This is a genomic window from Natronococcus jeotgali DSM 18795, from assembly GCF_000337695.1.
Lineage (GTDB): Archaea > Halobacteriota > Halobacteria > Halobacteriales > Natrialbaceae > Natronococcus > Natronococcus jeotgali.
The window spans coordinates 40,502-63,191 of the sequence record NZ_AOIA01000091.1; the positions used below are offsets into that span (position 1 = coordinate 40,502).

22 protein-coding genes are annotated in these 22,690 nt (G+C 67.1%); 11 read left to right on the forward strand and 11 right to left on the reverse strand.

Translation table 11 applies throughout. The annotated features are described in order from the left end of the window. Positions 1 to 5: 5 nt before the first annotated feature. From C492_RS09420 to C492_RS09450, 6 genes are all read left to right on the forward strand, one after another. Positions 6 to 1,094, forward strand: a complete 1,089-nt coding sequence (locus tag C492_RS09420; protein WP_049892939.1) for an NAD-dependent epimerase/dehydratase family protein — start codon at positions 6 to 8, stop codon at positions 1,092 to 1,094. Position 1,095: 1 nt separating this feature from the next. Next, on the forward strand, positions 1,096 to 1,425 hold the full coding sequence (locus tag C492_RS25890) for a DolP-mannose mannosyltransferase (RefSeq protein WP_049892928.1): 330 nt from the start codon (positions 1,096 to 1,098) through the stop codon (positions 1,423 to 1,425). Positions 1,426 to 1,437: 12 nt separating this feature from the next. Further along, positions 1,438 to 2,400: a DolP-mannose mannosyltransferase gene (locus C492_RS09430; protein ID WP_049892929.1), complete on the forward strand. Its 963-nt coding sequence runs from the start codon at positions 1,438 to 1,440 to the stop codon at positions 2,398 to 2,400. A gap of 81 nt (positions 2,401 to 2,481) precedes the next feature. After that, on the forward strand, positions 2,482 to 3,438 hold the full coding sequence (locus tag C492_RS09435) for a transcription initiation factor IIB (RefSeq protein ID WP_008422825.1): 957 nt from the start codon (positions 2,482 to 2,484) through the stop codon (positions 3,436 to 3,438). A gap of 165 nt (positions 3,439 to 3,603) precedes the next feature. Further along, on the forward strand, positions 3,604 to 3,963 hold the full coding sequence (locus tag C492_RS09440) for a hypothetical protein (RefSeq protein ID WP_049892930.1): 360 nt from the start codon (positions 3,604 to 3,606) through the stop codon (positions 3,961 to 3,963). Positions 3,964 to 4,315: 352 nt separating this feature from the next. Then, on the forward strand, positions 4,316 to 5,029 hold the full coding sequence (locus tag C492_RS09450) for a TMEM165/GDT1 family protein (RefSeq protein ID WP_008422831.1): 714 nt from the start codon (positions 4,316 to 4,318) through the stop codon (positions 5,027 to 5,029). A gap of 95 nt (positions 5,030 to 5,124) precedes the next feature. On the opposite strand, the gene C492_RS09455 is transcribed toward C492_RS09450, so the two are convergent. The 5 genes from C492_RS09455 to C492_RS09475 form a co-directional block, all read right to left on the reverse strand. Next, the gene (locus tag C492_RS09455) at positions 5,125 to 5,400 is read right to left on the reverse strand and encodes a DUF3006 family protein (RefSeq protein WP_008422833.1); all 276 of its coding nucleotides are present in this window, start codon (positions 5,398 to 5,400) and stop codon (positions 5,125 to 5,127) included. Continuing rightward, a complete protein-coding gene (locus C492_RS09460) occupies positions 5,397 to 6,464 on the reverse strand; it encodes a ComEC/Rec2 family competence protein (protein ID WP_008422834.1) in 1,068 nt (355 codons plus the stop codon). The genes C492_RS09455 and C492_RS09460 overlap by 4 nt, the downstream gene beginning before the upstream one ends. 83 nt (positions 6,465 to 6,547) lie before the next feature. Further along, positions 6,548 to 7,780 (reverse strand): Tm-1-like ATP-binding domain-containing protein, encoded by a 1,233-nt coding sequence (locus C492_RS09465; RefSeq protein WP_008422835.1) that lies wholly within the window; start codon positions 7,778 to 7,780, stop codon positions 6,548 to 6,550. 76 nt (positions 7,781 to 7,856) lie between these two features. After that, entirely contained in the window at positions 7,857 to 8,690 is an 834-nt protein-coding gene (locus C492_RS09470; RefSeq protein WP_008422836.1) for a phosphoenolpyruvate hydrolase family protein, read from the reverse strand. Between the two features lie 152 nt (positions 8,691 to 8,842). Then, positions 8,843 to 10,369 carry an alkaline phosphatase gene (locus C492_RS09475; protein WP_049892931.1) on the reverse strand — a complete coding sequence of 509 codons (1,527 nt, stop codon included), beginning with the start codon at positions 10,367 to 10,369 and terminating at the stop codon, positions 8,843 to 8,845. Positions 10,370 to 10,500: 131 nt separating this feature from the next. On the opposite strand from C492_RS09475, the gene C492_RS09480 reads away from it, so the two are divergent. Further along, on the forward strand, positions 10,501 to 11,436 hold the full coding sequence (locus tag C492_RS09480; RefSeq protein ID WP_049892932.1) for a glycerophosphodiester phosphodiesterase: 936 nt from the start codon (positions 10,501 to 10,503) through the stop codon (positions 11,434 to 11,436). A 353-nt stretch (positions 11,437 to 11,789) separates the two neighbouring features. Here the strand turns inward: C492_RS09480 and C492_RS09485 are convergent, their stop codons facing one another. The 6 genes from C492_RS09485 to C492_RS09510 form a co-directional block, all read right to left on the reverse strand. Further along, positions 11,790 to 12,212: a GtrA family protein gene (locus tag C492_RS09485; protein ID WP_008422839.1), complete on the reverse strand. Its 423-nt coding sequence runs from the start codon at positions 12,210 to 12,212 to the stop codon at positions 11,790 to 11,792. Continuing rightward, positions 12,212 to 13,687: a sulfatase gene (locus C492_RS09490; RefSeq protein WP_008422840.1), complete on the reverse strand. Its 1,476-nt coding sequence runs from the start codon at positions 13,685 to 13,687 to the stop codon at positions 12,212 to 12,214. The genes C492_RS09485 and C492_RS09490 overlap by 1 nt, the downstream gene beginning before the upstream one ends. Positions 13,688 to 13,901: 214 nt before the next feature. Further along, on the reverse strand, positions 13,902 to 15,350 hold the full coding sequence (locus C492_RS09495) for an aldehyde dehydrogenase family protein (protein WP_008422841.1): 1,449 nt from the start codon (positions 15,348 to 15,350) through the stop codon (positions 13,902 to 13,904). 414 nt (positions 15,351 to 15,764) lie between these two features. After that, complete coding sequence (locus tag C492_RS09500; protein ID WP_008422842.1) at positions 15,765 to 16,706, reverse strand: phosphatase PAP2 family protein; 942 nt, start codon at positions 16,704 to 16,706, stop codon at positions 15,765 to 15,767. 76 nt (positions 16,707 to 16,782) lie between these two features. Next, positions 16,783 to 19,200, reverse strand: a complete 2,418-nt coding sequence (locus C492_RS09505) for a heavy metal translocating P-type ATPase (RefSeq protein WP_008422843.1) — start codon at positions 19,198 to 19,200, stop codon at positions 16,783 to 16,785. Positions 19,201 to 19,275: 75 nt separating this feature from the next. Then, the gene (locus C492_RS09510; protein WP_008422844.1) at positions 19,276 to 19,488 is read right to left on the reverse strand and encodes a hypothetical protein; all 213 of its coding nucleotides are present in this window, start codon (positions 19,486 to 19,488) and stop codon (positions 19,276 to 19,278) included. 101 nt (positions 19,489 to 19,589) lie between these two features. Here C492_RS09510 and C492_RS09515 point away from each other — a divergent pair, with 101 nt between their 5' ends. From C492_RS09515 to C492_RS09530, 4 genes are read left to right on the forward strand one after another with little or no spacing between them, the layout of a single operon-like run. After that, the gene (locus tag C492_RS09515; RefSeq protein ID WP_008422845.1) at positions 19,590 to 19,826 is read left to right on the forward strand and encodes a hypothetical protein; all 237 of its coding nucleotides are present in this window, start codon (positions 19,590 to 19,592) and stop codon (positions 19,824 to 19,826) included. Then, on the forward strand, positions 19,823 to 20,635 hold the full coding sequence (locus tag C492_RS09520; RefSeq protein WP_008422855.1) for a cytochrome c oxidase subunit II: 813 nt from the start codon (positions 19,823 to 19,825) through the stop codon (positions 20,633 to 20,635). The genes C492_RS09515 and C492_RS09520 overlap by 4 nt, the downstream gene beginning before the upstream one ends. Next, positions 20,628 to 22,379, forward strand: coding sequence for a b(o/a)3-type cytochrome-c oxidase subunit 1 (locus C492_RS09525; protein WP_049892933.1), 1,752 nt, complete (start codon positions 20,628 to 20,630; stop codon positions 22,377 to 22,379). Before C492_RS09520 ends, C492_RS09525 begins: the two co-directional genes overlap by 8 nt. After that, complete coding sequence (locus tag C492_RS09530; protein ID WP_008422860.1) at positions 22,380 to 22,583, forward strand: hypothetical protein; 204 nt, start codon at positions 22,380 to 22,382, stop codon at positions 22,581 to 22,583. Positions 22,584 to 22,690 lie beyond the last annotated feature (107 nt).

Sequence of the window (22,690 nt, forward strand, 5' to 3'; positions counted from 1 at the left end):
GCACGATGAACGACCGCACGCGAAACGACGGTTCGAACCGCTCGGTGCTCGTCACGGGCGGGACCGGATTTCTCGGCTTGCACGCGTGTCAACACTTCCGGGACCGTGGGTGGGACGTCACCGCGTTCGATCTCAAGCCCTTCGAGGCGGACGACGACAGCCGCGGGATCTCGTTCGTCGACGGCGACGTTCGAGACGAGCGGGCCGTGGCCGACGCCCTCGAGGACGGCGACGTGACCGCCGTCGTCCACGCGGCGGCCGCGCTCCCGCTGTGGGACGCCGACCGGATCCGGGAGACGACGATCGACGGAACGCGGAACGTCCTCTGGGCGGCGAGGGATCGCGGCGTCGAACGGGTCTGCTATATCTCCTCGACCGCGGTGTACGGCACTCACGACGCGCACCCGATCACGGAGGAGTCCCCGCTCGAGGGCGTCGGCCCCTACGGCGAGGCCAAGATCCAGGCCGAAAACGTCTGTCGGGACTTTCGACGCATGGGGATGTGCGTCCCGATCCTCCGACCGAAGACGTTCGTGGGCCCGAAACGGCTCGGCGTGTTTCAGGTGCTGTTCGACTGGATCGCCGACGGCGCGAACGTCCCGCTCGTCGGTCGGGGCGACAACCGCTACCAGCTGTTGCACGTTCGCGACCTCGTCGCCGCCGTCGAACTGATGCTCACCGGGGACGAGGCCGCGGTGAACGACACGTTCAACGTCGGCACCGACGAGTTCGGCACGATGCGGTCGGACTTTCAGGCGCCCATCGACCGCGCCGGGACGGGGAAGCGAACCGTCGGGACGCCCGCGTTCCTCACGATCGCCGTCCTCCGAGTGCTCGATCGGCTGAACCTGTCGCCGCTGTACCCGTGGGTCTACGAGACGGCCCACGAGGACTCCTACGTCTCCGTCGAGAAGCTGAAGCGCCTCGGCTGGGAGCCCGAGTACTCGAACAGGGAGGCGCTCGTGGAGACCTACGAGTGGTACCTGGAGAACTACGAGCCGAACGACGAGGACGACGATACCGGCCTCGACCACCGCGTGGCGTGGGACCAGGGTGCCCTCGCCGCCGCGAAGTGGGTCTCCCAACGGATCTAGCGTGAACCCTCGTCGATCCCCGCTCGCTCGAGCGCTCGCCAGCTCACCTCCCGCGTGGATCGTCGCCCTCGCGCCCGTCGTCGCGGTCGTCTTCGTCTTCGGGGCCCTCACGTCCGTTCGAACCGAGTGGTCGGCGCTGGCGACCGATCCGGCGTTCTTCCAGCACACGGGCTGGTACGTCCTCCAGGGAGGGGTCCCGTACGTCGACGTCTGGGACGTGAACCCGCCCGTTCCGTTCGGTATCACGGCCGTCCTCGCCGCACTCTCCGGCGGCGACATGCTCGTCCTGCACGCCCTCAGCGTCGCCCCTGTCTCTTATACACATCTCTGATGGCGCGANNNGATGCTCGCGGTTCCGGAGCTCTTCACCCTCCCGTTCCAGGGGGTCAGAGCGCAGTTCTACGCGCTGTTTTTCGGCGCCTGCGCGCTCGCGCTCGCGCTCCGGGACCGACCGTTCGTCGCCGGGGCCGCCGCCGCGTTGAGCGCCGGTTCCTGGCAGTCCGGCGCCGTCTTCGCCCTGCTGGTCGTCGGGATCGCGTACCGACGAACGGGAGCGAAGAGCGCGCTCCGGTCCGTCGCGGGCGGCGGCGTCGTGACCGCCGCGGTCGTCCTCGCGTTCGCGGCCGCGGGTGCGCTGGCCCCGATGGTGGTTCAGACGATCCTTGCTCCGCTTCTCGCCGGGTCGCCGTACACGCTCGCCGAGCGCGTCTCCTCGGTACTGCTGGTGTTCGGCTACGGATCGCTGCTCCTTCCGGTGGCCCTCTACGGCTGGGTCAGCGGGGCGGTCCGCGATCCGGGAGAACGGTGGTGGATACTGGTTGGCGGCCTGTTGTTCGGTTTTCAGGTCCTGTTCGTCGATATGGACGGCTCGACGGACGCACTGCAACTGCTCGCCTTCGTCGCGCTCGGCGTCGCCACCGCCGTCGAGAGCGCGATCGAACGGCGCTCGACCCCGGCGGACCGCGGTGAGACGGCTCGACCGGACGGTCGGCGGATCGCTCTCGCCGCCATCGTCGTCGCCGGCCTGTTCGTCCCGATGGGACTCGCCTGGAACGCCGGTTCGCCGCCGCCCCGAGCGACGCTCGAGCGAGTCCAGGCGGAGGCCGAGCCGGACGCGGAGCCGCCGTCGGTGACGCCGGACGACGCGGACGTCCCGTCGATGCAGACGATCTACTGGGAGCAACTGGAGCCGGAGACCTGCCACTACCGGGTGAGCTGGAACGAGGTGCGATGGGTCTCGATGACCGACGATCGACTCGACAGACGGCACTGCGACGCGTGGCCGGAGCGGATCGACCGTCGGTGACGGTTCGGTGGGCTCGTCCGTTTCCCGACGGGGCGCCGCTCGAACGAGGGTTTAAGACACCATGGACGCGAACCTATTTGTATGGAGCGCTCTCTGCGCCAGCGCGACTCGAAATCGGCCCACACGGAGCAAGAATCCGCGGACGAGCGAACGTGCGACGAGTGCGGCTCGAGCGCCCTCACGACGAGCGAGGACCAGGGCGAGCTCGTCTGCGAGGAGTGCGGACTGGTGATCGAAACGAGGAACATCGACCGGGGCCCGGAGTGGCGCGCCTTCAACCACTCGGAACGGAACAGCAAATCCCGCGTCGGGGCGCCCACCACCAAAACGATGCACGACAAGGGCCTCACGACGCAGATCGACTGGAAGGACAAGGACGCCTACGGTCGCTCGCTGTCCTCGGAGAAGCGCAACCAGATGCACCGCCTGCGCAAGTGGCAGGAGCGCATCCGAACGAAGGACGCCGGCGAGCGCAACCTGCAGTTCGCGCTCTCAGAGATCGACCGGATGGCCTCGGCGCTCGGCGTCCCGCGATCGGTTCGCGAGGTCGCGAGCGTCGTCTACCGGCGGGCGCTGAACGAGGATCTCATCCGCGGGCGGTCGATCGAGGGGGTCTCGACGAGCTGTCTGTACGTCGCCTGTCGACAGGAGAGCATTCCGCGCAGTCTGGAGGAGGTGGCCGACGTCTCGCGGGTCGAAAAGAAGGAGATCGGACGAACGTACCGCTACATCGCCCAGGAGCTCTCCCTCGAGATGAAACCCGTCGATCCCAAGGAGTACGTTCCCCGGTTTTGCTCCGCGCTCGACTCGAGCGAGGAGGTCCAGGCGAAGGCTCGAGAGATCATCGACACCACCGCGGAGGAGGGGTTGCTCTCCGGAAAGTCTCCCACGGGGTTCGCCGCCGCCGCGATCTACGCCGCCAGCCTGCTGTGCAACGAGAAGAAAACCCAGCGCGAGGTCGCGGACGTCGCGCAGGTGACCGAGGTGACGATTCGGAACCGGTACCAGGAGCAGATCGAAACGATGGGTATCCACTAGCCGCCGCTCGAGCGTCCGCCGACTTCGCTCGATCCGGTTCGCGCCCGGTCTCGTTCGCGTCGGCGGAAACGGCCCGCCCGGAGCCGTAATGTGGTGGGATAGCGCCCAGCGCACCCGGTCGTGGCAAGCCTGCTAATTTCCCACCTGCGCGACCTCGGGACGGATATGGCACCGACAGTAGCCGCCAGGGCAGCGCTGGACCGTCCGGCGAACCCCCCGGTACGCATCTCGTTCGCGCTGTTCTGGCTCGTGGACCTGATCGCCACCATCCTTCTCTTCCCGGTTCCCTACGCCACCGAACTGAACCCGATCACGACGTACTTCTACGAGGCGATCGGCGTGCCCGGCGTCGTTCTCGCGGGGAGCGCGTACGCCGCCGTCGTCGTCCTGACCGGACACTACCTCTCGAAACCGTACGATACGCTGTTCGCTACGGGCGCCGTCCTCGTGTACGCCGTCTGTGCGATCAACAACGTGGTTCTCCTGTTCAGCGGAGACGCCCCCTTCGAACTGTTCGTCGTGTAGGACGGGACCGCGTGCTCGGGGGCGCTCTCGGCTCGACGATTCGACACGGTACCGGTACCGCATACAACAAATATAACTATTAGACGGAGCTAAACGATCGCGAGATGAGACCGAGCGGTGTGCCGAAGGTTCGTCTGCAGGCGAGCGACGAGCCCGGAGTCGCCGAACGCAGGTCCCCCGCCACGGATCGTACCGCCGAGCGACTCGAGACGGGAGCACCGCCGGGAGTCCGTTCGTCCGGCAGTATCGAACGGCACCGACGGCGTCACCTCGAATCGGACGTGGCATCGATCGACCGTTCGCCGGTCGAACCGACCGGAACGCCCAGCGTCGGTGCTCCGGGGGTCGGTCGATGACCGATTTCGTCGCGCTCGTCGCCATCGCGGCGGTCGCACAGCTCGCCGTGCTCCCGGGCGAGAAAGTGCAGTTTATCATCGCGGGGCTCTCGACGCGGTACGAGCCGCTGCTGGTCGTCGGCGCAGCCGGGGCCGCGTTCGGCGGTTGGACGGCTCTCGAGATCCTGTTCGGACGGGCGATTCAGGGGGCGCTTCCGGGGATCGCTCTCGACGCGATAACGGCCGGGTTGTTCTTGCTGTTTGCCGTGTTGCTCGTCCGTTCCGCACCCGACGACGCTGCGGAACCGGGTGGTGCGAAGACGGACGGCGGCATCGCCGGCGCGGGGCTCGCAGGAGACGACGCGGAGTTCGAACTCTTCGGACGCACGATCGACGGTCCGATAGGGCAGTTTCTCGCGATTTTTACGATGATGGCCGTCGGCGAGTTCGGGGACAAGACCCAGCTCGTCACCATCGGACTCGCCGTCGAGTACGGCGCGAGCCCGGCGATCTGGCTGGGAGAAATGCTCACGATCGTTCCCGTGAGCGTGGCCAACGCCTACTTTTTCCACCGGTTCTCTCACCGGTTCGACGCCCGGAAGGCCCACTACGTCGGGGCGGCGCTACTCGCCTTCTTCGGACTCGACACCGTACTGGCGATACTCACCGGGTTCTCGGCCTGGGAACGAGCGATCGGGTCGCTCTCCGAACTGATCGTGGCGGTAGCTTGAAACGGAGAACGGCCGCAGTTCGATCCCGACTACGTAGACAACGTCAGCCGTGGATCCTCCCCGGAGCATCTCCGTCGAACTGCTCGCTTGTACGGTCAGTCGCGGTCGGACAGGTCGGACGAGAGCCGATCGAACCGCTCTCGGACGGATTCCCGCCGCGACCGGGTGACGTCGGGCAGGTACTCCGCTTCGCGAAACTCCCCGTCCTCGACGTCGACCTCGAGAACCGCCCCCTCGTGTCGACCGTCCGCCGGAAGCCGATCGAGGTCGACGTCCAGTTGCTCGACGGACTCGCCGTCCGCCTCGAGCAACAGTACCGCCGTTCGCCCGTCCTCGATTCGGTCCAGGGCCGCGGTGTACGTTTCGCTCATTGGATCGCCGTTGGCGCCGGAGTCACATGAATCGGTGGCCCGAGCGCGGCCCGCGACTCGTCGGATCGCTTTTCCTCGAGCAGCGCGCCGGCGTCGGTCGAGAACTCGCGTTCCGTCTCGAACCCGTAGTCCTCCCCGTCAGTCGTCAGCACGATATCGCCGTGAACGCCGGTCCAGTAGGTCTCGATGTCCCGCGTCGCGTAGTCCTCGAGGACCGCGTCGGAGGGGTGGCCGTACTGCGAGTCGTACGCGCTCGAGATAACCGCCGCCGCCGGATCGACCCGCTCCATGAACGGCCGGGTCGAGGACGTCGACGAGCCGTGGTGGCCGGAGTGGTAGACGTCCGACTCGAGGGCCGAACCGTACTCCTCGGCCATCCGTTCTTCGGCGTCGGCCTCCGCGTCCCCGGTCGTCAGGTACGAGAACTCGCCGAACTCGACCAGGAGGGTGACGCTGTTGTACTGCTTGTCCGCCCCCGACTCGCCCGCCGGCGGGTTGAGCACGTCGACGGTCGCGTCGCCGAACTCGAAGCCGTCGTTTTCGTCGACGACGAATAGCTCGACGTCGTGCGTTTCGACCGCGTCGAGGTACCGCTGGTACGTCTGGCTGTTCGAGGTCACTCCGGAGTCGTACACCGCGCCGACGCCGTTTCGCTCGGTCTCGTAGTGTTCGATGACGGCGGCGTGACCGCCGATGTGATCGGCGTCGGCATGGGTCGTCACGAGGTGGTCGATGCGATCGACGCCCCGGGCCTCGAGGTACTCGATGACGCCCGCTCCGTCCTGGCGCCAGTCGCCGGAGTCGACGAGCATCGTCTCCCCGGACGGCTCGACGAGCAGCGTCGCGTCGGCCTGGCCGACGTCGATGTGGTGTATCTCGAGTTCGCCGTCGACGCCCGACGAGTCGGACGTCTCGTCCGAAGACCCGTTTTCGGCGGGCACAGTGAGATTTCCGTCGGCTTCCGTCCCGTCGGTCCGATCGGGGTCGGCCGTCCCGCCGCCGTCCGCACAGCCGGCGAGAAGCAACATCGCCGCGACGAGCGCGATCACCGGGAGCCGTTTCATGGGCCATCCTATTCGGGAGCGGTACATGGTCGTTTGGGAGAGAATAGGTGCCGGAGCGACGGACTCCCGTCGCGTGGGCGCGATCACCCCTCCCTCGAGGGGGCTCGCCCGGTCGCGCGCATGTACTCGTCGAGCGTGTCCGCAAGCGCCGTCGCGACGGCGTCGTCGTTGAGATCCGCCTCCAGCTCGATCAGTTCGACATCGTCGTCGAGGGTCGATCGCAGGGCCTCGAACAGAGCCGCGTCGGCCTCGGGATCGTGGAAGTCCTCGCCTTCGATATCGATCGCGGAGACACCCTCGAGGGGAAGGGCGAGCGCGGTCGGCCCGTCGGCGGCGTTGAGCTTCTCGGCGACGATCGTTCCGAGTTCGGCGTTTTCCTCGGGGGTCGTCCGCATCAGCGTCACCTGCGGGTTGTGAACGTGGAACTGTCGCCCCTCGAACTCCTCGGGAACCGACTCGCGGGGCCCGAAGTTGACCATATCGAGCGCGCCCGTCGAGACGACTTGCGGGACGCCCTCGGACCCAGCCGCCTCGAGCCGATCCGGGCCGGCGCTGAGCACGCCGCCGACCAGTTCGTCCGCCCACTCGGTCGTCGTCACGTCGAGGACGCCGTCGACGACGCCCTCCTCGACGAGCGACTCCATCGCGCGCCCGCCCGTCCCGGTCGCGTGGAACACGATCGTCTCGTACCCCTTCGCCTCGAGGCGCTCGCGGGCCGTCCGTACACACGGCGTCGTCACGCCGAACATCGTGATCCCGATCGTCGGTCGATCGTCGACCGCGACGTCGGGGTCGTTCGTCACCATCCCGACCATCGCCAGGGCCGCGTTGGCGATCACCCGCCGCGAGAGCTGGTTCAGCCCCTCGATGTCGGCGACCGAGTACAGCATCATCACGTCTCGAGCGCCGACGTAGGGCTCCGTATCGCCCGAGGCCATCGTCGACACCATGAGCTTTGGCACCCCGATCGGGAGCGCCCGCATCGCCGCCGTCGCGATCGACGTGTTCCCCGACCCGCCGAGTCCGAGCACGCCCTCGAGGTCGCCGTCCTCGTAGAGCCGGCGAGCGACGTCGGCCGCACCCTCCCCCATCGCCGCCATCGCCTCGCCGCGGCCGCCCTCCTCGCGGAGCGTCTCGAGGGTCGTTCCGGCCGCCTCGGCGACGGCGTCGGCCGACGTGTCCGGGTCGAACGGCGGCTCGCCCATCACGCCGGCGTCGACGACGTGGGCGTCGACGCCCTGGGCCTCGAGGACGTCCCTGGCGAAGCCGATCTCGTCGCCTTTCGTGTCCAGCGTTCCGATGATAACGACGCTCATTGGCTCGAATCGGGTTCGACGTGGTAGGCCGTGCGGACGCCGTCGCGTTCGGTAACGTGTGGGGAATCGGACATGCTCAGGTATCGATCGCCTTGAACTCGCGGGCCTGGTTCTCGATCGCCTCCTCGGTCGGCAGGCGCTCGAGGCTGGACGCGCCGAAGAAGCCGACGACGCCCTCCGTATTGTCGAGGACGTACTGGGCGTCGTCGGGCCAGGCGATCGGCCCGCCGTGACAGATCACCAGCACGTCCTCGTCGACGTCTTTGGCCGCGTCGTGGTGGGCCTGGACGCGTTCGGCTGCGGTTTCCAGATCGAGCGCCGTCTCCGCCCCGATGTCGCCCGAGGTCGTCAGCCCCATATGGGAGACGATCACGTCGGCGCCGGCCGCGGCCATCTCGCGCGCTTGCTCCTCGGTGAAGACGTACGGACAGGTGAGCAGGCCCTGCTCGGCCGCCTCCCGGATCATGTCGACCTCCTCGTCGTAGCCCATGCCCGTCTCCTCGAGGTTCCGGCGGAACCCGCTGTCCTCGTCGATGAGCCCGACGGTCGGGAAGTTCTGGACGCCCGCGAAGCCACGCCGCGCGAGATCCTCGAGGAAGACGTCCATCTGTCGGAACGGATCGGTTCCGTTGACGCCCGCGAGCACGGGCGTGTCCTCGACGACCGGGAGCACCTGTCGGCCCATGTCGAGGACGATCTCGTTGGCGTCGCCGTAGGGAAGCAACCCCGCCAGCGATCCGCGGCCGTTCATCCGGTACCGCCCGGAGTTGTAGACGATCAGCAGGTCGACGCCGCCCCGTTCGGCGAACTTGGCCGACATCCCCGTGCCGGCGCCGGCCCCGACGATCGGCTCTCCGCTCGAGACCGTCTCGGTCAGTCGGTCGAGTACCTCCTCGCGTGTGAATACCATTCAGTGCCGACCGACCACGCTCTCGGTATTCATCGTTCGGATCTATCAACCGTCGTGAACGAACGGGCGGGGAGACGGAGCAGGTCGGCGCCCGACGGCCCGTCGGGGAAGGGGCGCTTCCGACAGCGGGCGACGAACGGAAACGCGGCCCCTCAGACGAGTCCCAGCGCGTCGGCGACGACGTCCGCGATGTCGGTATTATCCCGCGCCGTGTTGAAGAACTCGGCGTTCGGCCCGTCGGCGTACAGCGGAACGTCGACGCCGGTGTGTCCGTGGGACGTGAACCCGAGCAACACCTTCCGGTTGAGGAGGTCGCGGATCACGGGCATACCCGAATAAAACGGGCCGAGATCGATCGACCGGTAGAGATCGCCCTCCGGGTGGTTTCGGTCGAGCTCGGCGAGCTCGAACCCGCCGACCTCCCGCATGACCCGATCGAGGTCCTCGACGTCCTCGACCTCCTCCTCGATCGCGGGATTGATCCCTTCGGTCACGCTCGCGGTGAGCCGATCGACCATCTCGTAATCGACGTTGTAGATGCCGTCGCGCGCGAGCGAGAGGCCGCCGCACTCGTGGTCCGCGGTCGTCACCACCGTCGTCGGCAGGGTCGAATCGTCTCGAGCGAAGTCGAGCACCGACCCGACCGCCTCGTCGCCCTCGAGCTGTTCGTCGAGGATAGCGGGCTCGTTCTTGTGCCCGCAGTGGTCGACGCGGCCGGCCTCGACCATGAGGAAGAACCCCGCCTCGCACTCCGAGAGTAACTCCAGCGCCTTCTCGGTCATCTCGACCAGCCCCGGCTGCGTTCCGCCGACCCGCTGGCGGTCGATGTGGTAGTCGAGGTGGCTATCGTCGGTAAACAGTCCCAGCACCGGGGCCGCCTCGACGCCCGAGAGGTCGCCGGCGGTCTCGACGATCTCGTAGCCGCGCTCTTCGGCAGCGCCGAGGAGGTCCGCACCGTCGTCGCGCTCGTCGGGATCGAAGTAGTCCTTTCCGCCGCCGAGTAACACGTCCACCTCGGTCTCCTCGATATACTGCCGCGCGATTTCGTCCTCCATCGAGCGGTGAGGGACGTGAGCGGCGAACGCCGCGGGCGTCGCGTGAGTGATACGCGTCGTCGTCACCAGTCCGGTGGCGAGTCCGGCGTCCCGCGCCGCCTCGAGGATCGTCTCCACCGGGACGAATTCGTCGTCTTCCCGGATCCCGCCGATGGCGCCGTTGTACGTCTTTACGCCCGCCCCGATGCCGGTCGCACCCGCCGCACAGTCGATCGCTCCCGGGCTCGTCGCGCCGGCCGCCGAGTCGACCACCACTTCGTTCGGGTCCGCGGGAAACGTCGTCATCGTTCCGTGAGAGGAGTGGCGATCCAGGTTGAGCCCCGCTTCGGCGGGATCCGCGTTTAGCGGGAACTGATCCGGATCGTCCCGATACGCTTTCAGATACCGCGATCCCGTAACCTGCGTCGGTCCCATTCCGTCGAAGATGAACATGACCGCGTTGCTCGGGTCGCGCTCACCGGTCGATCCGTCCTCCCCTTTTGCCCGCGTTCGCTCGCTAAGCGCGGCCGTCCCCGTTAGCGCCCCCACCCCCTTGATGAACGAGCGTCGGTCGGTCGAAATCGGTAGCAGATCGGCCGGATCCGGCGCGCTCGGACTCCCGCAGCAATTGGTATTTGTTCCCATAACACACGGGTGATTCACGCGACGATATAAGTTTCTAATTATTTCTTATCTATATAATGAGTAATATATATTCGAAGGAAAATTGTGCACTGCTAATCATTAAGTGTTAGTCAGCCGATGTAGTTTTTGCAATGTCAGAACATACCAGAGATCTGGCCCGACGGCGACTCCTTCAGGGTTCCGGCGCGGCCGTAACCGCGGCGGCCTTCGGGTCCACTGCGGCCGCGCGGGAAGGGACCGAGACGAAGGAACGTAGCGACAATTCGCGGAGTCCGGGACGAAGCCCGAGTATCATCGCCCACCGGGGGTTCGCGGGAACGTACCCCGAGAACACGGTAGCTGCGGCGCGAAACTCCGCACGAGACGGCGCCGAGATGATCGAGATCGACGTGGTTCCGTGTGCGGACGGCGAGGTGGTGGTCTTTCACGACGACGGCCTGAGCGAACGCCAGGGCGGCGACCGCGGTCTCACCGATGCCGAGGGGCTCGTCTGGGAGACGGACTGCGAAACCGTACTCGCTGCCGAAGTGCTGGAATCGGGTCAGACCGTCCCGACGCTGCACGAGGTGCTGAAGGCGGTTCCTCCGTCCGTCCGCGTCAACATCGAGCTGAAAAACGCGGGCTCGACGGAGTTGGTGGCCGGAAATCTCGAGGGAGAGGAGTTAGCGGAGCAGGAGGAACTCTGGCGGCCGTTCGTGCGGGACGTTCTCGCGATCGCGGACGAGTACCGAAACGAGATCCTCGTGTCGTCGTTCCACGAGGCGGCGCTCTCGATCACGCGCGAAGTCGATCCGTCGATCCCCATCGCGTTCCTGTTCTCGGACGACCTCGAGGCCGGCCTCGAGGTGACTCGCGAGTACGACGCCGAGGCGATCCACCCCTCCTTCGAACTCGTCTCCGGAACGCCGTTCTCCGAGGGAACTGACGACGTCGACATCGTCGACGCGGCTCACGAGGAGGGACGCGAGGTGAACGTCTGGACCGTCCAAACGTGGTACGAAGCGACGCAACTCGCCGAGGCCGGCGTCGACGGCCTCATCGCGGACTATCCCGGCTTGCTCTGTTGATCTCCCCGCCGTGAGACTCGGCGCCGACGGCTCGAGGAGTCGAGTCCGCCGCGCTTCGCGGGCGTCGTTCTCGAGGGCGACGGGAGTGCTGCCGGCCCGAAGCTTCGACCCCGCCGCTTGCGTCGGCAGGCCACAGCGCCAACACGCTCGTTCCCCTTATCGAGAATATGATCGGCGCAATACGGTCGATACTCAAGGAGGCCATCAGTCTCGTCATCGCGATCATCACGTTCCCGCTTCGCGCGCTGCGACGCCTGCTGTAGTCGACGCGCGACGTCGGCGATCGAACGGCGAGTAACCGACGCTCGTGGGGCGGTTCCCACTCGAGATCGCGACCACCGACACGTTCTGAGTCATCCCCACGTCCAGCGAGCGTCGAGGACGTACCGATAGATACCGCTGATAACGATCGCGATCGCGTTGGCCACCAGGTACGGGACGTACAACCACTCGACGAAGAGCCCGAGTACGGCGAGCTGGATCGGGATCGCCGTCCCGCGGACGAGGTTCGTCTTTCCCAGGCCGACGAGGTACTCGATCGGTCCGGTCTTGCGATCGGCCTGGAAGGTCCAGGCGTTGTTGAGGACGTAGGAGAGAACGATCGTGATCTCGATCGCGATCACGGCGCCGAACAGGTAGTGGAGGTCGATCCAGTCGACGAACGTCCAGAGCAGCACCATCTGTACCCCCGCAGCGAAGGTGCCGACGGCGACGAACCGGCGCAGCTGGGGTGCGATCGGTCCGCTGTAGAGCTCTCGGACGAATCCGCGGAACATCACCGATACCCCAACGCCGAGAGGCGGGTCTCGAGGTCGTCGTCGATCGACTCCTCGTCGCCGCCGCGATCGCCCTCGCCGTCCGCAGCGGCGTCGGACCCGCGGATCTCGTCGACGTGGTCCGCAGCGATCGCGGCGAACTCGTCTACGAGCGCCCGCTGCTCCGGCGTCGGGTCCGCGGCGAGATTCGTCTGCTGGACCGGATCCGTGGGGCGGTGGTAGAGCTCGACACCGCCTTTCGCGGCGTCGTCGGCGGTCGCGTCGACGTTCTCGATGTAGGTCCAGTCCCGGTCCCGAACGCTGACGAGCAGATCCCCGTCCTCGAGCGAGCGCGGAATCGGTTGGGACGCCACGTCCTCGCCGCGGACGGTGACCGAGACGACGGGGTCGTCGTCGGGGCAGTCGTCCCCGCGAACGGTCGGAACGAGCGACGATCCCGTCCACGCCTCCGGCGACCGAACGTCGAGCAGGTCGGTCACCGTCGGGGGAATCGCGTCGAGTCCGACCTGTCGGTCGACGCGTCGCTGGTCGCTCCCCGGAACGTCGACGAGCAGCGGCACTCGGATCAACTCGTCGTACAGCTTCGGGTAGTGCGCGAGGTGGCCGTGTTCCTGAAACTCCTCGCCGTGGTCCCCGGCCACGACGACCGCCGTCTCGTCGTCGAGGCCGTTCGCCGACAGGGTCTCGAGGAGCCGGCCGATACTCGCGTCGACCTGTCGGACGGCCGCCTGGTAGAGCGTTCGCAGGTCCGACAGCGTCCGCTCGCCGACGTCCAGTCCCAGCCCCGTTCGCGTGTGAGCGAGCAGCATGCGGTGGGTTCCGAGCAGGTCGGACGAAACGTCGCGGATGTACCGCGGGGCGGGGGCGTACGGCGTGTGGGCGTCCATGTAGTGCACCCACAGAAAGAACGGTGAGTCCGTTTCCTCGACGAACGACTGCGCGGCGCGTTCGACGTCGAACATGCGCGAGGTGTCCAGGAACGGTCGGTCGTCGACCTCTCGCCGCAGCCAGGACTCGGCGCGACGGAACGGCGACGCGGCCAGTTGCAGCCACGCCTCGACCGTCGGATGCGCCGCGAGGTAGCGGCTGTAGACGCCCGATCCGACGTTCGCGACGAACGACTCGAACTCGTCGAACCCGTCGTCGTAGCCCCAGTGGGAGGTGAGAAAGCCGTTCGCGGCGTTGAAGCCGGCCGTCGAGACGCCCGCGTCGGACAGCGCGTCGGCCAGCGACGGCGAGTTCTCGATCCCGATCCCCTCCGCGTCTGCGAACACCGGCCGCGACGCGAGCATCGACGGGAACGAAAACGGCGTCCAGTTTCCGGTCGCGAACGCCCGATCGAAGACGGTGCCGCGGTCCGCGAGCGACTCCAACACCGGCGTGTGCCGGTCGTCGTCGTACGGACCGATCGCGTCGGCTCGGAGCGAATCGACCGTCACGAGCACGACGTTCGAAACGGCCGTCTCATCGACCATCGTACGGCTCCCTCCGGGTGAGCGCTGGCGATCGTGCGCGGATCGGCGACGTTGTCGCTACCAATCGACGAGACACTACGTTGGTGACTGGTGGGTCAGTTACGGAAATGAGCGTTTCGATATCCGGAGCACCGCGACGCGGAGCGTTTCGGCCGCGGATCGAGTCGGCGTCCCGCCTCCCTCATGGAGGCAGCGGTCTCACGGTGCTCCCGTATCAGGGGCGGTCCTCGTCGAGACTGACGGAGATGTTTTGCGTCTGTAGGTAGGAATCGAGCGCTTCTAGCCCCTTTTCACGGCCGATACCGCTTCGCTTCGTCCCACCGAAGGGCGTTTCGATGGATCCGCCGAACCACTCGTTTACGTACACGCTGCCGGCATCGATCTCTCGAGCCACGCTCAGCGCCTGCGCGACGTCCCGGGAGAAGACGCCACCGGTGAGTCCGAAGTCGACGTCGTTCGCGAGGGTGGTCGCTTCCTCGCGATCCTCGAACGGAATTACGGCGAGCACCGGGCCGAAGATTTCCTCCTGGGCGATCCGCATCGCGTTCTCGACCTCGGAGAACACCGTCGGCGAGACGAAATGACCGTCCCGATCCGGCGCTTTCCCGCCCGTCTCGAGCGTCGCACCCTCCTCCACTCCCAACTCGATGTACTCCATCACGGTCTCGAAGTGCTCGGCGTGGTTGAGCGGCCCCATATCGGGGTCGGCCGTCCCGGGACCGAGCGCGTAGGACTTCGCCTCGTCGACGATCCGGTCGACGAACTCGTCGTAGATCGATTCGTGGACAAGCGCCCGATCGGCCGCCGAACAGATCTGGCCGCCGTTGGTGAAAATCCCGGTTCCGATTTCCGAGACGGCCTCGTCGAGATTCGCATCGGGAAGTACGACGGCCGGGTTCTTACCGCCGAGCTCGAGCGTGACGTCGGTGATCGTTTCCGCGGCGGATTTCATCACCGCTTCGCCGGTCGACACGCTCCCGGTAAACGTGAGCTGGTCGACGTCCTCGTGCGACGAGAGGGCGGCCCCAGGTTCCACACCGCCGGTGACGACGTTGACGACCCCGTCGGGAACGCCGGCATCCCGGCAGATCTCCGCGAAGTGCAGCGCGGAGAGCGGCGTCGTCGGCGCCGGTTTCACCACGGCCGTGTTTCCGGCCACGAGTGCGGGCGCGACGCCTCGAGCCGTAATACTGAGCGGAAAGTTCCAGGGGATGATCTGTCCGCTAACACCGTACGGCTTCCGAACGGTTAGATCGAGATTCGCCCGCCCGCGTGGAACGCTTTTCCCCTCGAGCTTGTCGGCAGCGCCGGCGTAATACTCGAAGTATCGAATCGCATCGTCGACGTCGCTTCGAGCCTGCGAAAGCGGTTTCCCCTGATCCCGGCTCTCGATTCGAGCCAGTTCCTCCGCGCGGTCTCGAATCTCGTCCGCAACCCGGTGAACGATCCGACCCCGTTCGACCGGCGTCTCGGATCGCCAGTCCGAGAGGGCCCCTCGAGCAGCCCCTACCGCCCGATCGACATCGTCTGCCGTCGCCGCTGCGAACCGTGCGATGGGTTCTTCCGTCGCAGGATCGGTAGTCGTGAGGCGGTCGGCGGACGACGCGTCAACGGTCTCTCCGTCGATGAACAGCCGATAGCGCTGATTTTCGGTAGTTGCCATGATCACTCAGCAGCGGCCGCCGGATCCTCGTCCGATGGGGGCCGCTGTGAGGGAATTCTTGGAATCGATCCTGATAAACCTAATTATACTGCTCGACTGGGGAAACCAAATCTGGTTCCATTCTGGCGAATAAGAGAATATATCGTGGTTAGTAGTAACTGGTCTCGGTTGCTATCGTAGTGACGAACCACTTGTTTTTTGTACGAGAACGGCCGTGGTACGACTGCGGAGCGCGCCGAGGTAGTCTCCGGACGACCGCTCCGCAACCCAAGTGTCCCTTGGAACGCTACCTGGTCGTCCCTCACGGTGCCTGCCGTCGCCGTGAGGGGACTTTCCTCGAGAACCGCTGAGCGTAGTCGAGGAGACATCCAAACGCCGGACGACGCCGTGTCGCACTCTCGACTACGGAGGCGATCACAACGCGTTTGTCGGGGGAGTTCCCGTCCGCTCGACGAGTCGCTCGCCGAGCAGCGGAGCCCCGACGACGCCGCCGGCGGCGACGACAGCGCCGAAAAACGTCGCCGACAGCGGCGGTTCGAGCGCGTACAACAGCGCGAAGAGGCTCCCCGCGAGTCCGAAGACGACGAGGGCTGCGGCGACCTCGCGGCGGCCCGACGGAGACGCCGGCGTCGTCACAGCGACGGCGCGCCAAACGAGCCACGCGCCAACGCCGCTCCCGACCGCAGCCACGCTCTCGAACGTGAGTCCGTACCCCAATCCGAGGGTTCCGATACCCGCGGCGACGACGAGGACTCGAGTAGGCTCGGTGCCCCCGGCGGCGATCCTGTAGAGGGCACCCAGCGCCAGCAGTCCGATGATACCCCCGGCGACGACGTCGACGAGGTAGTGGACACCCAGAACCAGACGAGCGAGCGAAACGACGGCGATCACGACGCCCGCGAGGGCGAACCGCGCGCGAGACCGTCGGTCCCGCCCGACGACGAGTGCGAACCCGCCCCACACCAGCGCGCTCCCGAGGGCGTGGCCGCTCGGAAATCCGTACCCGGTCGCCGTCGCCATATCGGCGACGACTCCTCGAGCGACGAGCGGGATCCACTCGAGGCCCGGTGGGGAACTGGCTCCCGGCGGTCGCGGGAGCACGAAGAACTGCTTGAGAACGCCGATGAGCGCGATGTACGTGAGCAACAGTCCGAAGACGAACAGTCCGCGTCGCCGCTCGATCCCCCAGCGCGGGAACTCCTCGCCAGCGATGTAGTACACGCCACAGAGCACGAAGAGAAACCAGACGTCGCCGAGCTGGGTCAACAGCGCAAAAAGGACGATAACGGGTTCTTGCGCCGATCCGTGAACTGCGTCGGCGAGTCCGACTCCTCGCCCGTCGCTGAGCGTCCACATACGGTCGTATCCGGGTTCGTTCCCCGTTAGCGTAGCGGTCTGTCCGGCGCCCCGCGCGACGCACTCGGCGACCGGTTCAGAGCGATCGCGCGGAGTTACAGACGACGAGCGCGCTGCTCGCGGCCATCGCGACGGCCGCGAACAGCGGGTTCAACAGCCCGGCGACCGCCAGCGGGATCGCGACCGCGTTGTAGGCGAACGCCCACGCGAGGTTCTGTCGAATCCGGCGGTGGGTATTCGTCGCAACGGCAAAGGTCTCGCCGACGGCCGCGAGATCGTCGCCGAGGATCACGGCGTCCGCGGCGTCGGTCGCCAGCTCCGTCCCGCTCCCCATCGCGATACCGATGTCGGCGGCGGCCAGGGCGGGCGCGTCGTTGCTCCCGTCACCGACCATCGCGACCGTCCCCCTCGCGCGGAGCCGATCGACGGTCTCGGCCTTCGCCGCCGGCGGAACGCCCGCGAAGACCTCGTCGACGCCGTCCAGCGAACGGAGCCGTTCGGCCGCCGGCCCCTCGTCGCCGGTGAGGACGACGATCTCGCGGCCGTCCGAGAGGGTCTCGAGCGCGCCCTCGAGGTCCTCCCGGGGCGAATCGCCGACGGCGATCGCCCCGCGAGCGCGGCCGTCCCAGCCGACGGCGACCGGAACGCGTCCGGCGCCGCGGGCCTCGGCGAACCGAGGCTCGAGCGCCCCGGGGATCGACAGTTCGCGCTCGCGGAGGTAGTCGGGATGACCGACGACGACGCGCTCGCCGTCGACGACGCCGCTGACGCCGCGATCGTCCCGCTCGAACGACTCGACGGTCGCGCCGCCGTCGCCCGGGTCGCCCTCGAGCGCGGCGTCCGCGATCGCCGCGGCGACCGGGTGCTCCGACAGGGCCTCCACCGCGCCGGCGCGCCGGAGCAGGTCGTCGGGAGCGACGCCGGGTGCGGCGTGTACGCTTTCGACGGTCATTCGACCGGTCGTCATCGTCCCGGTCTTGTCGAGCACGACGATATCGATGTCCGGCGCGTCCTCGAAGATCGCGTCCGCGGCGACGACGATCCCGCGTTCCGCCGCGCTCTGGACGCCCGCGGCGATCGCCAGCGGCGTCGCGAGCCCGAGCGCGCAGGGACAGGAGACGATCACGACCGTCAGCCCGACCAGCAGGGCCGCCGACGGACTCGAGCCCGTCGCGAGCAGGACGACGGTCGTGAGGGAAGCGAGGGCGACGACTAGCGGGACGAACACCGTCGCGAGCTTGTCCGCGAGACGCTGGACGCCGGGTCGCGAGCTCTGGATCGACCAGAGCATCGAGACGAGCCGATCGAGGGTGCTCTCGGCCTCGCGGCCGACCTCGAGGACGAGCGGCGCGTCCGTCACGACGGTTCCGCCGCGGATCGCGTCGCCGTCGGTCTTCCGGACGGGGAGGGACTCGCCGGTGACCAGCGACTCGTCGACCGCGGCCGCCCCCTCGACGACCTCGCCGTCGAGGGGAACCCGCTCGCCCGGGCGAACCAGTAACCTGTCGCCGGGTTCGACCGCCTCGAGCGGGACCGTCTCGCCGCTCTCGAGGCGCGCCTCGTCGACCCGCCGCTCGGTCAGCTCCGAGAGCAGTCCGGTCGCGCGGCGCTTGACGACGCTCTCGTAGTGGGTGCCCGCGGTGACGACGAGGACGACGGCGACGGTGACGTCGAAGTAGAGGTGGCCCCGGCCGAGGACCGTCGCGAGCGTGCTGTAGCCGTACGATCCCAGGGCGGCGGTCGCGACGAGCAGGTCCATGTTCGGCCGCCCCGCCCGGAGGCTGACGAACGCGCCCCGAAGGATCGGATAGCCGGTGTAGAGGAGGATGAACGTCGTGAACAGCCAGATGTTCGCCGCGAGGAAGGAGCCGGCGTAGCCGCCGAAGTCGGCGACCGGCTCGAAGCCGAAGTAGGTCGGGTAAAGAAAGAGGGTGTACCAGACCATCACCATCATCCCGAAGAACCCGCCCAGCAGGAGCGCGGCCGCGCGGTCCTCCGACGGGGTCTCGTCGGCCGCCGATCGGTCGGTCGCGGTGTAGCCGTAGCCCGAGACGATCTCGGGGAGGTCCGCGGCCGCGACCCGATCCGGGTCGTAGACGAGTCGGATCGTGTCCGTCGCGTAGCTGGCCGTTGCGCCCACGATCCCGTCCGCGCGCTCGGCGGTCGTCTCGAGGAAGGCCTCGCAGGTCGAGCAGTGCATCCCGTCGACGGCGAGGTAGGCGTCCTCGCCGTCGAGGTCGTCGAGGCCCCGGCTATCGGGCGCGTCCGCACCGTCCAGCCGGGATCGAACCGCCGACTCGGGGGGCGCGTCGTCGGCCCGATCGAGGGTCCGAGAGACCTCGAGACAGCCGCGACAGCAGTAGCTCCCGTCCCCGTCCGGGTCGACGATCGGCTCCGTCGGCGTCGGGAGGTCACAGAGGTCACACGCGTCGGACCCGGCCCGGGTCGTCGACGGTGCGGACGGTCGCGCGTGCGGCGGTGAGTTTTCGGCCATCGTCAGGAGAGGGGTGAACGGCGGCGGCGGGCGGGGGCGACGCCAGTGCCAGCGGGAGCATTCGAACGACAGTCGTCAGCCGACGGTTCCGTTTCCGTCGTCGCGGTGGGCTCTGCGTGCGACGACCGGCGACATCGCGAGATAGAGGGAGCCGACGATCACCGCGACGTTGATCGCGCTGACGACCCCGGCGAGCCCCGAGTTCGTGACCCCGTAGACGACTACCGGGACGATCGCGAGGAGCCCGACGGCCGCCGCGTACCGCGGGGAGAGCATCTCGAGCGTCATACGCACCGTTCGGGTCGTGAGACCCTTAATACTGGTCGCTTTTTTCACCGGTCGGGAATTACGGCCGGTGGTTAGTTCCCCCTTTCCCTATCCAACCGCATATGAGTTCGGCGACAGAACGAGAGACGGGCGATCGAGCGGTCGAATCCGACTCCGGGGACATCGGAACGGTTCGCGAACTCGGCCACGACGAGTTCGACCCGATCGGAACGCTGATCCTGATCGCGATCTACTTCGCGATTCTGGTGATGCTGTGGCTGTTCATGTACTTCGTCGAGTTCCTCGGCAACGGACCGACCGTCGTCGGGTCGCTCGCGACGGTGGTGGGGCTGGCATGAACATCCACACCTACGAGAAGGTCTGGCTGGCCGCGTCGATGGTGTTGATCGTCGGGTTCATCGCGACGATCACGTACGGGGCCGTCGGCCCCGGCGTCTCGATGATCAGCGACGACGGCGGCTCCATCGACCCGTCCGAGATCAACGACGACGAGCGATTCGAGGAGACCGGCGTCACCCACGTCGGCGGAAACGAGTACGAAGTCGCCGTCCTCGCGCAGGCGTGGTCGTACTCGCCCGACGAGATCGAAGTCCCCGCCGGCAGCGAAGTGACGTTTTACGTCACGAGCCCCGACGTGACCCACAGCTTCTCCGTGGTCGGGACGAACGTCAACACGATGGTCGTTCCCGGCCAGGTCTCGGAGATGACCGTCGAGTTCGACGAGCCCGGCGAGTACGGGATCCTCTGTAACGAGTACTGCGGCGAATATCACCACACCATGGAGGGGACGCTGAGCGTCGTCCCCGAGGACGAGTTCGACCTGACCGAGCTCTCCGTCGAAGCGCCCGGCGAGGTCGAGTCGGGCAACGAGACGACGATCAACGCGACGGTCAGCGACGGGATGCAGACCGACCTCGAGACGACCGCGACCCTCGAGATCGGCGGCGAACAGTACGACGAAGACGTGACGATCGACGGCGCCGGCAGCGAGTCCGTCGAGTTCGCGGTCGACGCCGACCAGCTGGGCGAGGGCGACCACGACTGGACGGTGACCGTCGACGGGGAGGAAGAGAGCGGAACGCTCTCGGTGGTGGACGGAGCGAACGACGACAGCGGCGACTCCGACGGGGGTGACGACGATGCGTAACGCCTACGTCGATCAGTTCCCCGCGGAAGCGCGGGTGGTCAAGTCCGCCTTCTGGAGTTCGTTCCTCGCGCTGGCCATCGGCGGCATCTTCGGCCTCGTACAGGCGCTCCACCGGACCGACGTCCTTCGGTTCATCGATTCGACGGACTACTACACCGTGTTGACCGCCCACGGGGTCCTGCTGGCGATCACGTTCACGATCTTCTTCCTCGTGGGAATCTTCACGTGGGCCGTGACGACCAGCCTTGACCGGGGCGTCGTCGACATCCGCTTCACCTGGTCCTGGTACGTCATGATGGTAACCGGTACGGTGCTGGTCGCCGTCGCCATCTTCTCCGGCTTCCTCGAGGAGCCGCCGTCGATCCTCGGCTCGGAGCTGTACGCGGACGTGCTCTTTACGTTCTACTCGCCGCTGCAGGCCCATCCGATCTTTTATATCGGGCTGGTGCTGTTCGTCGTCGGCACCTGGCTCGCCGGGTTCGACTGGTTCCGGACGTGGTGGGCCTGGCGGGACGAGAACGCCGACGAGCGGATTCCGCTGCCGACGTTCATGGTGTTGACGACGACGCTGTTCTGGTACATCTGTACCCTCGGCGTCGCCCTGTCGATCCTCGCGTTCCTGCTGCCGTGGTCGCTGGGGATCGTCGACTCCGTCAACCCGCTGTTGACCCGGACGCTGTTCTGGTACTTCGGCCACGCCGTCGTCTACTTCTGGCTGATGCCGACGTACGTGATGTGGTACATCATGCTGCCGAAGCTCTCCGGCGGAAAGCTGTTCAGCGACCCGCTCGCGCGCGTGGTCTTCGTCCTCTTCTTGCTGCTCTCGACGCCGCTGGGAATCCACCACCAGTACCTGGATCCCGGCATCGCGGAGGGGTACAAGTTCATCGCGATGACGAACACGATGTTCCTGCTGTTGCCGAGCCTGCTGACGGCCTTTACCGTCGTCGCGAGCATGGAACACGGCGCGCGCCAGCGCGGCGGCGAGGGCTACCTGGGCTGGCTCACGGCCCTGCCGTGGCGAGACCCGGTGTTTACCGGAATGGCGCTCGCTGGCCTGATGTTCGCCGCGGCCGGCTTCTCCGGCATGATCAACGCGGGGATGAACATCAACTACCTCGTCCACAACACGTGGTGGGTCGTCGGTCACTTCCATCTCACCGTCGGCACCGCCGTCGCGCTGACGTTCATGGCGGCCGCGTACTGGTTCATCCCGCAGGTGACCGGCAAGGAACTGTGGAGCCGATCGGTCGCGCTGGGGCAGGTCCTGCTGTGGTTCGTCGGCATGACGTTCATGTCGAACGCGATGCACCGCTCCGGCCTGTTCGGGATGCCCCGCCGAACCGCCGAGCCCCAGTACCAGAACTTCGACTTCGAACCCGCCGTCGGCACCGTCGCCGAGATGGACGCACAGGTCGCACTCGGCGCCGTATTGCTCGTCGTCTCGCTGGTCCTTTTCCTGCTGAACATGGTCCTAACGTCGTTCAACGGCACCAGCGATTCGATCCCGGACAACACCTACGCCGGCACGCTTTCGGGCCCCGAGGACGCCCCGGAGATCCTCGACAACCTCAAGCTCTGGACCGCCATCGCCGTCGTCCTCGTGATCTTCGCGTACACGCTCCCGCTGGCAAGCATCGTCGAGAGCGGCGGGCTGTTCGGCCCCGGCATCGACGGCCGTCAACTCAGTCTCGGCGCCGATCTCGAGCCCGCCCTCGAGACGCTCCGGGAGGTGGTCGCCTAGATGCGCGTTTCCAAGGGGGCCTTGCTCGTCGGTATCGTCCTCCTCGTCCCGTTCGTGATCGAGTTGCGAACGGCCCTCTCGTGGTTCGGTATCGAGATCACGGTCGTGGAATCGGCCCTCGTCGGGCTCGCCCTCGCGGTCGCCATCACGGCGTGGGCGCTGTGGCCGCCGAACGAGGATGGGGAAGCGGCCGACCGTAGCTAGGCCCTCCCTCTCCCGAACGGGACGGCACTTCGCCTGATCGGGAGGCCGAAATCGCTTCAAGCATAGCGCTCGCAAACTCGCCGGCCGTCCCCGTCCGCGCCTCCGAC

Coding starts and splice junctions, on each gene's coding strand:
- C492_RS09420 (WP_049892939.1), top strand. CDS start 6: ATGAACGACCGCACGCGAAACGACGGTTCGAACCGCTCGGTGCTCGTC.
- C492_RS09480 (WP_049892932.1), top strand. CDS start 10,501: ATGTCAGAACATACCAGAGATCTGGCCCGACGGCGACTCCTTCAGGGT.
- C492_RS09450 (WP_008422831.1), top strand. CDS start 4,316: ATGACCGATTTCGTCGCGCTCGTCGCCATCGCGGCGGTCGCACAGCTC.
- C492_RS09505 (WP_008422843.1), bottom strand. CDS start 19,200: ATGGCCGAAAACTCACCGCCGCACGCGCGACCGTCCGCACCGTCGACG.
- C492_RS09475 (WP_049892931.1), bottom strand. CDS start 10,369: ATGGGAACAAATACCAATTGCTGCGGGAGTCCGAGCGCGCCGGATCCG.
- C492_RS09430 (WP_049892929.1), top strand. CDS start 1,438: ATGCTCGCGGTTCCGGAGCTCTTCACCCTCCCGTTCCAGGGGGTCAGA.
- C492_RS09490 (WP_008422840.1), bottom strand. CDS start 13,687: ATGGTCGATGAGACGGCCGTTTCGAACGTCGTGCTCGTGACGGTCGAT.
- C492_RS09470 (WP_008422836.1), bottom strand. CDS start 8,690: ATGGTATTCACACGCGAGGAGGTACTCGACCGACTGACCGAGACGGTC.
- C492_RS09500 (WP_008422842.1), bottom strand. CDS start 16,706: ATGTGGACGCTCAGCGACGGGCGAGGAGTCGGACTCGCCGACGCAGTT.
- C492_RS09465 (WP_008422835.1), bottom strand. CDS start 7,780: ATGAGCGTCGTTATCATCGGAACGCTGGACACGAAAGGCGACGAGATC.
- C492_RS09455 (WP_008422833.1), bottom strand. CDS start 5,400: ATGAGCGAAACGTACACCGCGGCCCTGGACCGAATCGAGGACGGGCGA.
- C492_RS09495 (WP_008422841.1), bottom strand. CDS start 15,350: ATGGCAACTACCGAAAATCAGCGCTATCGGCTGTTCATCGACGGAGAG.
- C492_RS09510 (WP_008422844.1), bottom strand. CDS start 19,488: ATGACGCTCGAGATGCTCTCCCCGCGGTACGCGGCGGCCGTCGGGCTC.
- C492_RS09525 (WP_049892933.1), top strand. CDS start 20,628: ATGCGTAACGCCTACGTCGATCAGTTCCCCGCGGAAGCGCGGGTGGTC.
- C492_RS09485 (WP_008422839.1), bottom strand. CDS start 12,212: ATGTTCCGCGGATTCGTCCGAGAGCTCTACAGCGGACCGATCGCACCC.
- C492_RS09520 (WP_008422855.1), top strand. CDS start 19,823: ATGAACATCCACACCTACGAGAAGGTCTGGCTGGCCGCGTCGATGGTG.
- C492_RS09530 (WP_008422860.1), top strand. CDS start 22,380: ATGCGCGTTTCCAAGGGGGCCTTGCTCGTCGGTATCGTCCTCCTCGTC.
- C492_RS09440 (WP_049892930.1), top strand. CDS start 3,604: ATGGCACCGACAGTAGCCGCCAGGGCAGCGCTGGACCGTCCGGCGAAC.
- C492_RS09515 (WP_008422845.1), top strand. CDS start 19,590: ATGAGTTCGGCGACAGAACGAGAGACGGGCGATCGAGCGGTCGAATCC.
- C492_RS09435 (WP_008422825.1), top strand. CDS start 2,482: ATGGAGCGCTCTCTGCGCCAGCGCGACTCGAAATCGGCCCACACGGAG.
- C492_RS09460 (WP_008422834.1), bottom strand. CDS start 6,464: ATGAAACGGCTCCCGGTGATCGCGCTCGTCGCGGCGATGTTGCTTCTC.